14 protein-coding genes are annotated in these 14,602 nt (G+C 72.0%); 5 read left to right on the top strand and 9 right to left on the bottom strand.

Annotated features, from left to right (window positions below; translation table 11 throughout):
* Positions 1-3: 3 nt before the first annotated feature.
* Positions 4-372 carry a DUF4180 domain-containing protein gene (locus MED01_RS00405; protein WP_238666529.1) on the bottom strand — a complete coding sequence of 123 codons (369 nt, stop codon included), beginning with the start codon at positions 370-372 and terminating at the stop codon, positions 4-6.
* Positions 365-817: a helix-turn-helix domain-containing protein gene (locus tag MED01_RS00400; protein WP_238666528.1), complete on the bottom strand. Its 453-nt coding sequence runs from the start codon at positions 815-817 to the stop codon at positions 365-367. Before MED01_RS00400 ends, MED01_RS00405 begins: the two co-directional genes overlap by 8 nt.
* Before the next feature lie 168 nt (positions 818-985).
* Between MED01_RS00400 and MED01_RS00395 the strand changes: the two genes are divergently transcribed.
* On the top strand, positions 986-4,405 hold the full coding sequence (locus MED01_RS00395) for an ATP-binding protein (RefSeq protein WP_238666527.1): 3,420 nt from the start codon (positions 986-988) through the stop codon (positions 4,403-4,405).
* A 167-nt stretch (positions 4,406-4,572) separates the two neighbouring features.
* Here MED01_RS00395 and MED01_RS00390 read toward each other — a convergent pair whose 3' ends face one another.
* Genes MED01_RS00390 through MED01_RS00380 form a run of 3 tightly spaced genes read right to left on the bottom strand, consistent with a single transcriptional unit; the run spans position 4,573 to position 7,022 of the window.
* Positions 4,573-5,430, bottom strand: a complete 858-nt coding sequence (locus MED01_RS00390; protein ID WP_238666526.1) for an ABC transporter permease — start codon at positions 5,428-5,430, stop codon at positions 4,573-4,575.
* Positions 5,427-6,440 (bottom strand): ATP-binding cassette domain-containing protein, encoded by a 1,014-nt coding sequence (locus MED01_RS00385; protein ID WP_238666525.1) that lies wholly within the window; start codon positions 6,438-6,440, stop codon positions 5,427-5,429. The genes MED01_RS00390 and MED01_RS00385 overlap by 4 nt, the downstream gene beginning before the upstream one ends.
* A 27-nt stretch (positions 6,441-6,467) precedes the next feature.
* A complete protein-coding gene (locus tag MED01_RS00380; RefSeq protein ID WP_238666524.1) occupies positions 6,468-7,022 on the bottom strand; it encodes an NADPH-dependent FMN reductase in 555 nt (184 codons plus the stop codon).
* 132 nt (positions 7,023-7,154) lie between these two features.
* On the opposite strand from MED01_RS00380, the gene MED01_RS00375 reads away from it, so the two are divergent.
* On the top strand, positions 7,155-7,670 hold the full coding sequence (locus tag MED01_RS00375) for a GNAT family N-acetyltransferase (RefSeq protein ID WP_238666523.1): 516 nt from the start codon (positions 7,155-7,157) through the stop codon (positions 7,668-7,670).
* 24 nt (positions 7,671-7,694) lie between these two features.
* Here the strand turns inward: MED01_RS00375 and MED01_RS00370 are convergent, their stop codons facing one another.
* Positions 7,695-8,681, bottom strand: a complete 987-nt coding sequence (locus MED01_RS00370) for an aldo/keto reductase (protein ID WP_238666522.1) — start codon at positions 8,679-8,681, stop codon at positions 7,695-7,697.
* 81 nt (positions 8,682-8,762) lie between these two features.
* On the bottom strand, positions 8,763-9,515 hold the full coding sequence (locus MED01_RS00365) for an SDR family oxidoreductase (RefSeq protein WP_238666521.1): 753 nt from the start codon (positions 9,513-9,515) through the stop codon (positions 8,763-8,765).
* A gap of 102 nt (positions 9,516-9,617) precedes the next feature.
* Here MED01_RS00365 and MED01_RS00360 point away from each other — a divergent pair, with 102 nt between their 5' ends.
* Complete coding sequence (locus tag MED01_RS00360) at positions 9,618-10,460, top strand: helix-turn-helix transcriptional regulator (protein ID WP_238666520.1); 843 nt, start codon at positions 9,618-9,620, stop codon at positions 10,458-10,460.
* A 92-nt stretch (positions 10,461-10,552) separates the two neighbouring features.
* Here MED01_RS00360 and MED01_RS00355 read toward each other — a convergent pair whose 3' ends face one another.
* Both MED01_RS00355 and MED01_RS00350 read right to left on the bottom strand, forming a co-directional pair.
* The gene (locus tag MED01_RS00355) at positions 10,553-11,404 is read right to left on the bottom strand and encodes an aldo/keto reductase (RefSeq protein ID WP_238666519.1); all 852 of its coding nucleotides are present in this window, start codon (positions 11,402-11,404) and stop codon (positions 10,553-10,555) included.
* A gap of 97 nt (positions 11,405-11,501) precedes the next feature.
* The gene (locus MED01_RS00350; RefSeq protein WP_238666518.1) at positions 11,502-12,467 is read right to left on the bottom strand and encodes a LysR family transcriptional regulator; all 966 of its coding nucleotides are present in this window, start codon (positions 12,465-12,467) and stop codon (positions 11,502-11,504) included.
* Positions 12,468-12,519: 52 nt separating this feature from the next.
* Here MED01_RS00350 and MED01_RS00345 point away from each other — a divergent pair, with 52 nt between their 5' ends.
* Together MED01_RS00345 and MED01_RS00340 are read left to right on the top strand one after the other, a co-directional pair.
* A complete protein-coding gene (locus tag MED01_RS00345) occupies positions 12,520-13,443 on the top strand; it encodes a serine hydrolase (RefSeq protein WP_238666517.1) in 924 nt (307 codons plus the stop codon).
* A gap of 154 nt (positions 13,444-13,597) precedes the next feature.
* A complete protein-coding gene (locus MED01_RS00340; RefSeq protein ID WP_238666516.1) occupies positions 13,598-14,575 on the top strand; it encodes an MBL fold metallo-hydrolase in 978 nt (325 codons plus the stop codon).
* The last annotated feature ends 27 nt before the right edge of the window (positions 14,576-14,602 follow it).

The following is a 14,602-nucleotide window of genomic DNA, read 5'->3' as shown; positions in this document are numbered from 1 at the left end:
TGGCTATCGGGCGGTGCGGAGGCGGGTGTCGAGCGCGTCGAGGTCGGGGACGAACCAGATCTGTCCACCCTGGTTCGACTCGTGCACCAGCGCGCGCAGCGCGGAACTCTCCGCGAGCTGCGCCGAGATGTCGCCGACGACGGCCAGCCGCACCCGGTAGTTGACGAACTTCTGCATCACGTCGCCGGCGAAGCGGGTTCCCAGCGAGAAGAAGCGTTCGTCGAGTCGGTTGGCCGGCACGGCGACCACCTGGGCGCCGAGGAACGCCGCCCCGATCAGGTCCAGCGCGTCCTGCTCGGTGGCCACCGGCGGCCCCGCCGGGTCGCAGACCAGCACCGGCACTCCGGCCCGTTCCTGGATCTCGTCAGACATCGTGGACCTCCCGGTCGAGCAGGCCGTTGTCGGCGTTGAGTACGGCGTCGAGCAGGTGCAGCAACTCGGCGGTGGCGGCCGGGTCACCCAGGATGATGATCTTCAGACGGTGGCGTTCCTCGTCGTGCACCGTCTGCACCCGCAGCGGGTTGGCCTGGTCGTGGCCCGTGTTGGCGCTGGTGAGCACGAGCGTGCCGAGCCGGTCGGCGGCGGCTCTGCCGACACCGTCGATCTGGACGATGCTCGACACCTCCGCCTGCCTGGCGACGCTGGGCGCGGTCGGGGCCTGTCCGGTGAGGGCGTCGAGATCGCTGGCGGCGATCCGGTACTGCTTACCGATCCGTACCGCGCGCAGCCGGCCCGAGCGGATATAGCCGCGCACGGTGCGCACATGCAGGTTGAGCCGTTCGGCCACCTGCTCAACTGAGTACATGTCTTCCGTCATCGTTCCCTATGCTACCCGGATAGGGAAGTATAGGTAACGATGGGGCCGACTCGTTTGTGACATCAGCTCCAAAGGCTCCGAACCCGCCTGGACCGGTGAGACCCCGCGAGGCGTCCGGCCGGCTAACTCGCTCGCGCTGTCGGACAGGTCCAGTACCGTCTGGAAACCATGGACGCGCTCGGCGACGCCATCATCGGGCGGGATCACCCCGCGGGTCTGCTGCGTGCCGAGTTGGATCGCGCCACCACCAGCCACGGCGGTCTCGCCCTGGTCACCGGCGAGCCGGGCATCGGCAAGACCACCCTCGTCACGTCGGCGGCCCGGGAGGCCCGGCAGCGGGGCGCGCTGGTGCTCGGCGCCGCCTGCTGGGATTCCGACAGCGCCCCCGGCTACTGGCCGTGGGTGCAGGTGCTGCGTTCCCTGCGGCGATCCGCCGACGACTGGGAGGTGGCGCGGCAGTCCGCCGAGCCGGCCCTCGCGGCCCTGCTCGGCCAGTCCGGCGTCGGCGGCGAGCAGGCCGGTCGCCTCGTCAGTTGGGCCGGCGTCGACCCCGGCCCGGACGCCGCCGACCAGGAGGCGTTCGCGCTGTACGACGCGGTGACCGCCGCCCTGGTCGCCGTCTCCCAGCACCGGCCGGTAGTGGTCGTCCTCGACGATCTGCACTGGGCCGACCCGGCCTCACTGCGGTTGCTGAGCTTCGCCGCCCAGCACACCTGGTTCGAGCGGCTCCTGCTGATCGGCACCTACCGCGACGCCGAGGTCGAGTCGGGCGAGCATCCGCTGCGCCCACTGCTGATGCCGCTGGTCGCGAAGGCCACCACGATCACCCTCACCGGTTTCACCCGCGACGAGGTAGCCGCACTGATGACCCGGACCGCCGGCCGGGAGCCCGAGGCCAGCCTGGTCGACGAGGTGCACCGGCGCACCGGCGGCAACCCGTTCTTCGTCGAGCAGACCGCGCGGCTGTGGCACGCCGACGACGCGGTCGGCACTATCGCACCCGGCGTACGGGAGGCGGTGCGCCGCCGCCTGGCCCAACTGCCCGCCGCCGTTGTGGAGGCGCTGACCGTCGCCGCCGTCCTGGGTCGCGAGTTCCACCGTCAGGTCCTCGCGGCCTGTGCGGCCGCACCGGCGGCGCAGGTCGACCGGCTGCTCGACCGGGCGGTGACCGCCCGACTGGTGGTCGCCCGGGGTGGTGGCCGCTTCGCCTTCGCCCACGACCTGGTCCGCGAAACCCTCTACGACGGGCTGACCGACGACGACAGGCGGGCCCGCCACGGCGCTGTCGTCCGGGCGGTCGACGACCTGCGGGAGCTCACCGACCGGCTGATCCCGGCCGACCTCGCCCGCCACGCCTACCTGGCCGGCCCCGCGCTCGACCGGGCCCGGGTGGCCACGCTGCTGGTCGCCGCCGGGCGGGACGCGTTCGCCCGGCTGGCCGGCGACGAAGCGGCGGTGCACTTCCGCCGAGCCCTCGAGGTCGTCGAAGACCCGGCACAACGTGTGCGGATCCTCGTCGAGTTCGCCGAGTCGCACTATCACCACGCCCGCCGGGAAGAGGTCGCGCGACTGCTGGCCGAGGCCGCCAGGCTGGCCCGTTCGCTCGACGACCCGGTGCTGCTGGCCCGGGTCGCGCTCACGGTGAACCGCTCCCGCCAGGTCGATACCGCCCAGTCGGTCGAGGCGGCCGATCTGGTGCGCGAGGCGTACCGCCGGTTGATCGGCGAACCGGACGCCACCGCGACGGTCGGCGCCCTGGTCGCCGACCTGATCACCGCCAGCGAGACGATCGCCCGTCGAGGGCAGGACGACGAGGCGCTCACCTTCAGCCTCTGGGCCCGCCACGACACGACCTGGGGGCTCGGCACCGCCGCGACCCGAGCCGCACTCACCGCCGAGATCCGGGACGTGGCCCGTCGGACGGGCGACCGGGAGACCGAGCTGTGGGCGACCTCGCTGCGCTGGGTGGCGCTGCTGGAGCTGGGCGACCCTCGCTTCGCCGAGGAGCTGACCACCTTCGTCGACGCCGAACGGCAGGGCGACTTCGCCCGGCACCGGATGGCCGCGGCCGTCGACAGCGGGATCATCGCGGCGTTCCGCGGCGACTTCACCGCGGCCGACGAGCGGTTCACCGTGCTCGGCGACCACGCCGACCCGAGCCACGCCGAGTTCGGCTTCATGGGCCACCACCTGCGCTGGTCCCGACTGCTGCTCCAAGGCCGGGTCGCCGAGGCCGCAGCGCTGGTGGACGGGCTGGCCCCGATCGACTACCCCTACCGGGAGCTGCTGCGGGCGATCACCGCGGCCGAGCGGGGCGACGGCGAGACGGCGATCCGGCTGACCGCCGGCATCGAGGCCGACGGCATCCGGTACCCGCGCCCGGTGTCACCGCTCTGGCTACGGCTACGCGCGCAGGCCGCCGCCGCGTCCGCCGACCCGAAGCGCTGCGACGCCGCGCGAGCCGCGCTGGCCCCGCACCGTGGAGAGTGGACGGTAGGGCTCTTCGGCTGCGATATCAGTGGCCCCGTCGACCACTGGCTGGCGCTGATCGACGCCGCCCAGCAACGCTGGGACGACGCCATCGCCGGCTTCACCGCCGCTCGGGACTCCGCCGACCGGCTGGGCTCGCGACCCTGGTCGCTGCTCGCCCGCACCGGCCTCGCGAACGCCCTCGCCGGCCGAGGTCACCCGGGCGACACCGCGACGTCGACAGCGCTGCGCGCCGCCGCCATCCAGGAGGCGACCGCCCTCGGCATGACGCAGGTGCTCCACCGTCTCGCCGCCCCGACAGCCGCCGACGCCGACCTCCCGGCTCAGGCCGTCGGGTCGGCTCAGGCCGTCGGGGCAGGCCAGGCCGTCGGGGCAGGCCAGACTGCTGGGTCGGGTCAGGTTGTCGCGCCGGGCCAGGCCGCTGGGTCGGGCAAGGACGTCGGGTCGGGCCAGGTCGTCGGGTCGGGCCAGGTCGTCGGGTCGGGCCAGATCGTCGGGTCGGGTCGGGTTGTCGCGCCCGGCCAGGCCGTGCCGGTCGCGGCTGCGATCGAGGGGTACGAGTTTCGACGCGACGGGCCGGTCTGGCAGCTCGCGTACGACGGTGTCGTGGTGCACCTGCCCGACGCCAAGGGCCTGCACGACCTGCACCTGCTGCTCAGCCGCCCAGGCAGCGACGTGTCCGCCGTGGAGTTGCTCGACCCGGCGGCGGGTCCGGAGCTGGTGGCCGCCCGCCGGATGGGCGCCGACCCGGTCCTCGACGACGAGGCGAAGGCCCGCTACCGGCGGCACCTGGCCCGCCTCGACGAGGAGATCGACCGGGCAGCCGCCCGCGACGACGACCAGAAGGTGTCCAAACTGGACGTCGAGCGGGGCGCGTTGCTCGACGAGCTGCGTGCCGCGGCGGGCCTCGCCGGCCGGAGCCGTCGTCTGGGCGACGAGGCCGAACGGGCCCGCAAGACGGTGACCGCGCGGATCCGCGACACGCTCCGCAAGCTCGACGACCGACACCCGGCACTCGCGAGCCACCTACGCGAAGCCGTCTCCACCGGCACCACCTGCCGCTACCTACCCCCGGCTCCGCTGCCCTGGCAGCTCTAACCCCCGCCCCGCCCCCGCCCCCAGCCCTCAGCCCTCAGCCCTCAGCCCCGCGATCTTGCACTTTCGGTCGTCGATTCAGGGGGATTTGCCACCCTTGTCGGGACAGGAAGTGCAAGATCGCGGGGGTCGAGCGGGGGCGGGGCGCGGGGTGCGGGGTGGGGGTGGGGTTAGCGGCGGTTGTACTTGTACATGGTCAGGGTGCCGAAGACCAGGACGAAGCCGGCGCTCCACAGCAGCAGCCACATCGTGGCCGACGGGTCCGACTCGCCGCTCATCGCTCCGCGGATCGCGGCCACCAGTTGCGTCACCGGGTTGACCTTCACGAACGCCTGGAGCCAGCCGGGCATGGTGCTCGGCTCGACGAAGACGTTGCTCAGGAACGTCAGCGGGAACAGCACCATCATGCTGACGCCCATCACCGACTTCTCGCTGCGCAGGATCAGCCCGAAGAACGTCCACACCCAGGAGAACGCGAACGAGAAGACCACCAGCAGTCCGATCCCGACGACAACCCCGACCACACCGCCTTCGGGGCGGAACCCGAGCACCAGCCCGAGACCCAGGATCACCACGGCGGCGAGGATGTAGCGCAGCACGTCGCCGAAGATCATGCCGACCAGGGCGGCCGGACGCCAGACGGGCAGCGTTCGGAACCGGTCGAAGATGCCCTTCTCGATGTCGGTGTTGAGGCCGACGCCGGTGTACATGGTGATCATGACGACGCTGGTCACCATGATGCCGGGCAGGAAGAACTGCAGGTACTCACGCGGGCTTCCGGCCAGGGCGCCACCGAACAGGTACGTGAACATCAGCACCATGATGATCGGGAACGCGGTCACGTCGAAGAGCTGCTCCGGCACGTGCTTGATCTTCAGCATGGCCCGCCAGCCGAAGGTGAGCGACGCGCCCAGCGCGCTCGGCCGGGGCGGTCGGGCACCGGGCGCGAGCACGGTAGCCAGCGCCTCGGCGGACGGAACGTACACGGCCGGTGCCCGTTCGGTAGTGGTGGTCGTGGTGTCGCTCATCGGGCTGCCTCCAGCTCGTCGTCGCGCTCGCCGGCCGGCACGGCGGGGTGGTCGGTCAGGGCCAGGAAGACCTCGTCCAGGCTCGGCTGGCCGAGGGAGAAGTTGTCGACCACGATGCCGGCGCGGGCCAGGTCGCTGAGTACGCGAGCGGCCTGGGCGCTGGCGTCGAGGTCGGTGCCAGCCTCGCCGACTCGGGCTGTCAACGCCACCGGATCGGCGGCGAGCTGCACCGGCACGTCGAGCGCCTCCCGGAGCACCCGCTCCGCCTCGGGGCGCTGAGCGGGGTCGCGCAGTCGCAGGTGGACGGTGCCGGACCCGACCGACGACTTCAACTCACCAGGGGTGCCCTCCGCTATCACCCGCCCGTGGTCGACGACGGCGATCCGCCCGGCGAGCTGGTCGGCCTCGTCGAGGTACTGGGTGGTCAGCAGCACCGTCGTGCCGTGCGACACCACCGCCCGGACGATCTCCCACACCTGGTTGCGGCTACGTGGGTCGAGGCCCGTCGTCGGCTCGTCGAGGAAGAGCAGATCCGGGGTGTTCAGGATGCTGGCGGCGATGTCGATGCGTCGCCGCATCCCGCCCGAGTACTTCTTCACCTGGCGGTCACTCGCCTCGGTCAGCCCGAACGCGGCGAGCAGGGCCGCCGCGCGCTCCCGAGCTGCCGGCTTGGGCAGGCCGAGCAGGCGGGCGAGGAGCACCAGGTTCTCCGTACCGGTCAGGTCCTCGTCGACGGAGGCGTACTGGCCGGTGAGGCTGACCCGGGAACGGACCTTGTCGGCCTCGGTGACCACGTCGTGCCCGAAGACCCGGGCCGAGCCGCCGTCGGGTCGCAGCAACGTGGCGAGTACCCGGACCGCTGTGGTCTTGCCAGCGCCGTTGGGGCCGAGCAGACCGTAGACGGTGCCGGCGGGCACCTGGAGGTCGATGCCGGCCAGCGCCCGGGTGTCCCCGAATGAGCGGGTGAGCCCCTCGGCTTCGATGGCCAGGCCGGTGGTGCGTCTACTCATGATCCTTACCTTTCGTGGTGGACGTGTTCAGGAGACGTAGGGTCGAGCCGCCCGGCCGTCGCGCAGGGCCAGACCCCACCAGCGCAGCTGGTCGAGCAGGACGCCGACGTCGCGTTGCAGCTCGTCGGCGCACTGGGTGGTCGGCTCGCCGGCGAGCAGGTCGATCCCGACGACATCGCGCACCGTCATCGCGTGCAATGCGGTGAAGACGGTACGTAGCTGGTCGACAGCGTGCAGTCCGGTGGACCCACAGCCGTACGACACGAAGCCGACCGCTTTGGCCTGCCACTCGTCGTACGCGTAGTCGATGGCTTGTTTCAAGGGTGCCGGGAAGCTGTGGTTGTACTCGGGGGTGACCACGACGAACGCGTCCGCCCGGCCCACCTCGCTGACGAACGCCCGGATGGACGCGGTCGGCTCGGCGGGGTAGGTGGCCGGGAAGTCGTACCCGGTCAGGTCAACGACAGTCACCGCCAGGTCGTCGTGCCGCGCTGCCTGCTCGACGAACCAGTGGGCGACCCGGTCGCCGACCCGCCCCTCCCGGGTGCTGCCGACGATCACCGCGATCCGCAACTGGGCCATGGCCCACCCCCCTTCCACACTGAAGGCGCGAGGTGACGACAGGCGCCCGCTAGATCCGATCTAGCGGGCGCGGTTCGGGGCGAAATGTCGGTGCGATCGGTTTGACTGGGGGTCGACAAATGAAGGAGCGGAATGGCGCAGGTACGCATCGAGCAGTGGCACGAGGACGACCTCGACCTGCTGCGGCAGCTCAACTCACCGGACACCCGCAAGCACACCGGCGGCCCGGAGACCGACGAGCAGGTGCTCGCCCGCCACGACCGGTACGTGCACTTCTCCGGCACCGGGCAGGGCTGCATGTTCACGCTGGTGCTGCCGGACGGGGCACGGGCGGGCAGCGTCGGCTACTGGGCCCGCGAGTGGCGCGACCAGCCGGTGTACGAGCTGGGCTGGGCGGTGCTGCCCGCGTACCGGGGGCAGGGGCTGGCGACAGCGGCGGTGCGCGCGGTGGTGGACGTGGCGCGCGCCCGACGGGACCGGCACTACGCCCACGCCTACCCCTCGGTGGACAATCCCGCCTCGAACGCGGTGTGCCGCAAGGCCGGCTTCACGCTGCTCGGTGAGACCGGTTTCGAATACCCGCCGGGGCAGATGATGCGGGCCAACGACTGGCAGCTCGACCTGACCGCCCCACCGACAGTGAGCTGAGGTCGGCGGGGCGGCCGGCGACTGTCACCAGGTGGTGTCGAGGCGGTGCCGCTGCTCGGCGGTCAGCTCCAGGTCGACCGCTGCCAGGCTCTCCTCCAGTTGCGCCACCGACGAGGCGCCCACCAGCGGGATGGACGGCAGCTCACCGCCCAGCAGCCAGGCGAGCACCACCTGGTTGACTGTCGCGCCGATCTGCCCGGCCACCTCTCGCAGCGCGGCCAGTCGCCGGGGCGCGCTCGGCAGGTCGTACGCCGAGCTGAGCGGCTTGTCCGCCCGGGTGAACGCGCCCTTGAGCAGTGGCGAGTACGCCACCAGGGTCAGCTCGGGCTCGGCACGCAGGTAGCTGAGCAGGTCACCGCTGACGCCGCCCGGCTCGCCGTCCGGGTCCAGTTCGCTGACCATGTCGGTGCGGTTCGGCAGGTAACTGCGGTGGTACTGGAGCACCTCGTACCCCGGCAGGCCGGCGGCGGCGGCCAACGCGCGGGCCCGCTCCACCCGCCAGGCCCGGTGGTTGCTGGCGCCCAGCAGACCCACGGTGCCCTCGGCGACCAGCTCGGCGAAGCCCTCCACGGTTTCCCGCAGCGGCACGGTCCGGTCCTCGATGTGCGCGTAGAGCAGGTCCAGCCGCTGCACCCCGAGCCGTTCCCGGCTGCGCTCCGCGGACTCGCGGATCACAGTGGCGGAGAGGCCCTCGGCGTTGTCCAGGTAGCTGGTCCCCGGTGCCAGCGGTCGGGCGCCCAGCTTGGTGGCGATGACGATCTCGGCGCCGACGCCGCGGCTGCGCCGCCACCGGCCGAGCAGCTCCTCGCTCTGCCCGCCCTGCCCGCCGTCCACCCAGAACGCGTAGTTGTCCGACGTGTCGATGAACGTGCCGCCGGCCTCGACGTACCGGTCGAGGATCGCGTAGGAGGTGGCCTCGTCGGTGGCGCTGCCGAAGAGCATCGCGCCGAGGCTGAGCACACTGACCTCGCGCCGGGTCGCCGGGTCGGTGCCGATCGTGCGGTACCGCATGGGGATCTCCTCTCGTGCGCCCTACCGGTGGGCGCACGAGTCACAGTGCCGGCTGGAGCGCGCTCCAGGTCAAGCGCTCGGTCACCAGGGCAGCACGCCGTACCCGCCGCCGGCGTCCATCTGGAAGCCCCAGAGCAGCCCGCTCGGCCCGTCGGCCGGCAGGGTCGCCAGGTGCACGCTGACCTCGGCGCCCTGTTCGGCGGTGCGGAAGCCGCTGTTGCCGTTGAGGTCGGTGGCGCAGTAGCCCGGGTTCGCCGCGTTCACAGTGATCGGCGTGTTCCGCAGCTCCTTGGCGTACATGGCGGTGAGCATGTTCAGTGCCGCCTTCGACGACGGGTACGGCACGGAGGTCAGCTCGAACAGCGCACCGTTCGGGTCGGTCATCACGGCGATCGAGCCAACCTCGCTCGACACGTTGACGATCCGGGCGGCCGGTGCCCGGCGCAGCAGCGGCAGCAGCGCGTTGGTCACCGCCACCACCCCGAAGACGTTCGTCTCGTACAGCTGGCGCAGCGTCGCCACGGCCGTCTCGCTGGGTAGCCCCCGAGCGCCGTCGGCGAGGATGATGCCGGCATTGTTGACCAGCACGTCCAGCCGGCCGTACTCCGCCTCCACCCGCTTCGCGGCGGCCGCCACCGACTCGGCGTCGGTGACGTCGAGTGGCAGGAACACTGCGTCCGCGCCGCCGTCGCGCAGCTCCCGCTCCGCGGCCCGACCCCGCTCGGTGTCGCGTGCCCCCACCAGCACTGTCATCCCGAGGGCGCCGAGCTGCCGGGCGGTGGCGAAGCCGATTCCCTTGTTGGCCCCGGTGATCAGGGCGATCATGTTCGTCATGCCGTCGAGCCTCGCCGGGCCGGCCGCGCCCGGGGAGAGCCGGGCTGAGGCTGGGACCGGTGGTACCACCCTCGCCGGCCTGGCCCGGGGCATGCTGGGGACATGACGAGCAGCGGGCTGCAGCGTGACGAACTGGCGGCGTTCCTGCGCACCCGCCGCGCCCGGTTGCGGCCCGCCGAGGTCGGGCTCCCCGAGGGTGAACGCCGACGGACCCCCGGGCTGCGCCGGCAGGAGGTGGCCCAGCTCGCCGGGATGTCGATCGACTACTACATCCGGTTGGAGCAGGGCCGCGGACCGCATCCGTCCCGGCAGGTGCTCGCGTCGATGGCCCGGGCGCTGATGTTGAGCCGGGACGAGCGCGAGTACCTGTTCCGGATCGCCGGGGAGAACCCGCCGCGTACCGTCGGCCCGAGCCGGGAGGTGACGCCCGGACTGCGGCACCTGCTCGATGCCATGACCGAGAGCCCGGCGTACCTCGTCGACGCCGCGTACCACGTGCTGGCCTGGAACCACCTGGCCACGTACTTCGTGGGTGATCTCGCGGCCGTGCCGGACGCAGACCGCAACATGATCCGTTGGACGTTCCGGCAGCCGGTGACCGACGCCCACTGGACCGACGCGGACGCACGCTGCTTCGTGCAGAGCACGGTGGCGGACCTGCGCGCCGCCTACGGTCGCTACCCCGCCGACCCGGCGATCCGTGAGCTGGTCACCGAACTGCTCGGCACCTCGCCCCGGTTCGCCCAGCTGTGGGCCGAACACGACGTCGAGGAGCGGCGTCCGATGATCAAGAAGGTGCCGCACCCCCGCCTGGGGTCGTTGGAGTTCGAGTGCCGGGTGCTGCTGGTGCCGGAGACCGAGCAGCGGCTGATCGTCTACGTCCCCGAGCCCGACTCGCCGACCCAGGCGGTGTTCCGCCGGATCGCCGGCCGCGTCGGCTCCTGACCTCGCCGAAGAGCGCTGTACCTCAGCGTCGACATCGACAGTGAGGTACAGCGCTCACCGGGGCATCACCGCCGACGTGTCGGCGGCTGAGGTCAGTTGGGCAGGTAGGCGAAGGTGTCCGGGTTCGGGCCCTGCCGGCCGGCGTCGCCCTTGTCCAGCGCGGTGATCCGCTCCATCGCCGCGTCGTCCAGCTCGAAGTCGAAGATCCGGGTGTTCTCCTCGATCCGCTTCGGGGTGGTCGACTTCGGGAAGATGATGTCGCCACGCTGCACGTGCCAGCGGAGCACCACCTGCGCCGGGGTCCGGTCGAGCTGCCCGGCGATGTCGACGACCGTGGGGTCGTCGAGCACCTTGCCCTGGGCGATCGGCGACCACGCCTCGGTCAGGATGTTGTGCTCACGGCCGTAGGCGCGGACCTCGTCGTTGGTGAAGTACGGGTGCGCCTCGATCTGGTTGACCGCCGGCACGACGCTCGCCTCGGCGGCCAGCCGCTCCAGGTGTGACACCTGGAAGTTCGACACGCCGATCGAGCGGGCCCGGCCGTCGCGCTGGAACTCCTCCAGCGCCTTCCAGGTCGAGACGTAGTCGCCGTCGTACAGGGTCGGCAGCGGCCAGTGGATCAGGAACAGGTCTATGTAGTCCATCTTCAGCGCCGCGAGCGTCGAGTCGAACGCCCTGCGGGCGTCGTCGGGGCGGTGGAAGGCGTTGCTCAGCTTGCTGGTCACGTAGACCGCGCCCCGGTCCAGGCCGGACATCCGGACCGCCTCGCCGACCTCGGCCTCGTTGCCGTACATCTCGGCGGTGTCGATGTGCCGGTAGCCCACCTCAAGGGCGGTGGTCACCGCCGCGACGGTGTCCTTCGGCTCGATCTGGAACACCCCGAAGCCGAGCTGCGGAATGGTGGTGCCGTCGTTCAGGCTGATGTCGGGAATCGTGTTTGCCACTGCGGCTCCTTCGCGTCTTCGTTACCCGTCATCCATACCCGGGTGGGTGGACGATCCACCGCCCAACCGGGGGTGACGAACGCAACGGCGGACGGGTTCACCCGGTCGTGTCGAACAGCACCGGCCACGGCCGTGCCGCCGGTACCGACGTCGCGGGCGGCGCGGGCGTGACCGGCTCGGCGTCGGCCAGCACCTCCGCGGCGAGTTGGCCGAACATCGCCGCCGCCGGGTGCGCCGCCCGGTCCGGCCAGGCCGCCGAGGTGCGCCTGGCCAGCGGCGCGTCGGTGATCGGCCGCCAGGCCATTCGGGGTTCCCGGCGGGCCACCGCCGCCGGTTCCACGGCCACCCCGCCGCCGGCCAGCACCAGCCCGCAAAGAAACTCCGGGTTGCGGGCCGGACGCACCCGGGCCGGGCGCCACCCGTGCTGCCGGCACACCGCCAGCAGGTGGTCGTGCCAGCCGGGGGCGGTGGCGCGGGGAGCGGCCACCAGATCCAGACCGGCCAGCGACGCCAGCGTCACCTCGCGGTCGCGGGCCAGCGGCGAGGTGCGCGGCAGCAGCACCCCCAGGGGTACGTCGACAGGGGCGCCGAAGCGCAGCCCGTCGGCCGTCACCGGGTGATGCACGAGCCCCACGTCCAGGGTCCGTTCGGTGAGCATCCGCACCTGCTCGGCGGTGGTCAGCTCGTGCAACTCCACGTCCAGGCCGGGCGCCCGGGTGGTGAGCCCGTCCAGCAGTGAGCGCAGCGTCACGGCGGGTGTCTCCGGTGGCACCCCGGCCCGGAGTACGCCCAGCTCACCGGCGCGGATCTGCCCCATCAGGCTGCGGAGTCGACCCTCGCCGGCGAGCAACTCCTCAGCCTCGCCGAGCAGCAGCTCACCGGCGGTGGTGAGGCGCACCTGGCGGCGGGACCTGTCGAACAGCTCGACGGTCAGCTCCCGTTCCAGCCGCTGAATCGACTGGCTCAGTGGCGGCTGGGCCATCCCGAGCAGTTCGGCGGCCCGCCCGAAGTGCAGTTCGTGTGCGACCACCACGAAGTGCCGCAGGTGCCGGAGCAGATCCACGGCCGGGACCCTACGCCAGCGCCGCCACGGCGGCGCTGGATACCGTGCTGCCGTGGACGTGGAGAAACGCATCGGAGCCATCTTCGCCGCCGTCGGGGTGACGGCCAGCCTGCACGTCGTGGACCTGGACGCCGTCGACCTGAGCGCCGTCGAGGGCGGCGGACCGGGCGGCGGTCTTCGGGAGGTCGGGGTGCGGGCCGACGAGCAGGTGGTGATCGCCTCGATCTTCAAGATCCTGCTGGTGTTGGAGTTCGCCCGGCAGGTCGAGGCCGGTCAGCTGGACCCGACCGAGCGGGTGGTGGTCACCGCCGCCGACCGGCTCGGTGGGTGGGGTCTGGCCGGCTGCGCCGACGACGCCGAGGTGTCCCTGCGCGACCTCGCGTACTTCGCCATGTCGGTCACCGACAACACGGCCGCCGACCTGCTGCTGCGCCGGGTTGGCCCGGACCTGCTGCCGATGCTCGCCGTCGAGTTGGGGCTGGCCCGTACCCGGGTCCTCGGTGGCCCTCGGGAACTGGTCGAGATGATGCTCGCCGACGTGGGCGCCCGGACCGAGGCGGAGTTCGCCCGGATCTTCCCCACGCTGCCGGCGGATCGGGTCCGGGCGATGCGGGTCTTCGACCCCGCGCACACCACGTCCAGCACCGCCCGGGAGATCACCCGGCTGCTCACGCTGATCTGGCGGGACGAGGCCGGGCCGGCGGCGGCCTGCGCGATGGTCCGCACCTGGATGGCCCAGCAGATCTTCTGGACCCGGCTGGCCGCCGGTTTCCCGCCTGGCGTCCGGGTCTCCGGAAAGACCGGCACCCTGCCCGGGTTCCACCTGGAGGCCGGGGTCGCCGAATACCCCGACGGCGGCCGGTACGCGATAGCCGTCTTCGCCCGCGCCGAACAGTTGACCCCACGCCGCATCGACGTGGACCTGGCGATGGGGGAGGCCGCCCGGACAGCCGTCGAGGCGCTGCGCGGCAACTGATTTCGTGACACTCCGAGCGTCTCCGCGCCCCTTCTGAGCAGTACCGATATCCGCTGACGTATCGAATCCGACGGCGCTTGATCTTGGACCGCTGCCCGGTGCCGCTGGTTGGCTCGTGGTCGACACATCACCCGACCACGGGGAGTAGATCCGCATGCCCAGTCTCGACCGGCGACGCTTCCTGCGCGACGCCGCCGCCACCACCGCCCTGGTCTCCGCCGGTGGCCTCGCCGCCGGTGTTGCCACCCCGGCCCAGGCCGCGCCCTCGACCGCCGCGCCCACGCCGACCGCTCGTCGCAAGGGCGCGGTCAGCTTCCGCTGGTGGGGTACGGCCGGCTGGCGCGTCGACATCGGCGACCGCACCGTCCTCGTCGACCCGTTCCTGAGCCGGATCGACACCGGGCTGTTCACCGGCCCGTTCAGGACCGACACCGCGTTGACGGTGCGCACCGACGTGATCGACCCGCGGGTCGACCGGGCCACGACGGTGCTGGTCACGCACACCCACTGGGACCACTTCATGGACGTGCCGTACATCGCCAAGCGCACCGGTGCGCGGGTGTTCGGCACGCTGACCGCGTACCACCTGGGGTTGGCCTACGGAGTGCCGTCGGCGCAGCTCAGCGCCGTCAAGGGCGGGGAGGTGCTGGACTTCGGCGACCACAGCGTCGAGGTGGTCGGCTCGCTGCACAGCCGCAACCCGTCGTACTCGGTGGCCTTTCCCGGGGTGCGGGTGAGCCCGCCGCCGCAGCCGGCCACCATCGCCGACCTGCCGGAGGGCGACACGCTGGGCTACCTGCTGCGGGTCGACGGCGGCCCGTCGGTCTACTTCACCGGGGCCAGCGACGTCGCCGAGCGGAACCTCACCGGCCTCGCGCCCGACGTGGCGATGGTGGCCATGCAGAACGCCACCACCACCGGGGACTACCTGCCCCGGCTGCTGGCCGGCCTCGACTACCCGAAGGTAGTGGTGCCTGTGCACTACGACAACTTCGAGACGGAGCTGCGGAACCCGCCGCCGGTCGCCCCGACCGACCGCACCCGCCTGAACGAGATGATCGCTGCGGTGCGCCGGATCTCGCCGCGCAGCCGGGTGCTGGTGCCCGAGTACGAGACCGCGTACCACTTCTGAGCAGCGCCGGTGGGGGTCGTCGGGCGG

This window comes from Micromonospora alfalfae, assembly GCF_022230925.1.
Taxonomy (GTDB): domain Bacteria; phylum Actinomycetota; class Actinomycetes; order Mycobacteriales; family Micromonosporaceae; genus Micromonospora; species Micromonospora alfalfae.
This window is presented reverse-complemented; position numbering and strand designations above follow the sequence as displayed.

Coding starts and splice junctions, on each gene's coding strand:
- MED01_RS00405 (WP_238666529.1), bottom strand. CDS start 372: ATGTCTGACGAGATCCAGGAACGGGCCGGAGTGCCGGTGCTGGTCTGC.
- MED01_RS00400 (WP_238666528.1), bottom strand. CDS start 817: ATGACGGAAGACATGTACTCAGTTGAGCAGGTGGCCGAACGGCTCAAC.
- MED01_RS00395 (WP_238666527.1), top strand. CDS start 986: ATGGACGCGCTCGGCGACGCCATCATCGGGCGGGATCACCCCGCGGGT.
- MED01_RS00390 (WP_238666526.1), bottom strand. CDS start 5,430: ATGAGCGACACCACGACCACCACTACCGAACGGGCACCGGCCGTGTAC.
- MED01_RS00385 (WP_238666525.1), bottom strand. CDS start 6,440: ATGAGTAGACGCACCACCGGCCTGGCCATCGAAGCCGAGGGGCTCACC.
- MED01_RS00380 (WP_238666524.1), bottom strand. CDS start 7,022: ATGGCCCAGTTGCGGATCGCGGTGATCGTCGGCAGCACCCGGGAGGGG.
- MED01_RS00375 (WP_238666523.1), top strand. CDS start 7,155: ATGGCGCAGGTACGCATCGAGCAGTGGCACGAGGACGACCTCGACCTG.
- MED01_RS00370 (WP_238666522.1), bottom strand. CDS start 8,681: ATGCGGTACCGCACGATCGGCACCGACCCGGCGACCCGGCGCGAGGTC.
- MED01_RS00365 (WP_238666521.1), bottom strand. CDS start 9,515: ATGACGAACATGATCGCCCTGATCACCGGGGCCAACAAGGGAATCGGC.
- MED01_RS00360 (WP_238666520.1), top strand. CDS start 9,618: ATGACGAGCAGCGGGCTGCAGCGTGACGAACTGGCGGCGTTCCTGCGC.
- MED01_RS00340 (WP_238666516.1), top strand. CDS start 13,598: ATGCCCAGTCTCGACCGGCGACGCTTCCTGCGCGACGCCGCCGCCACC.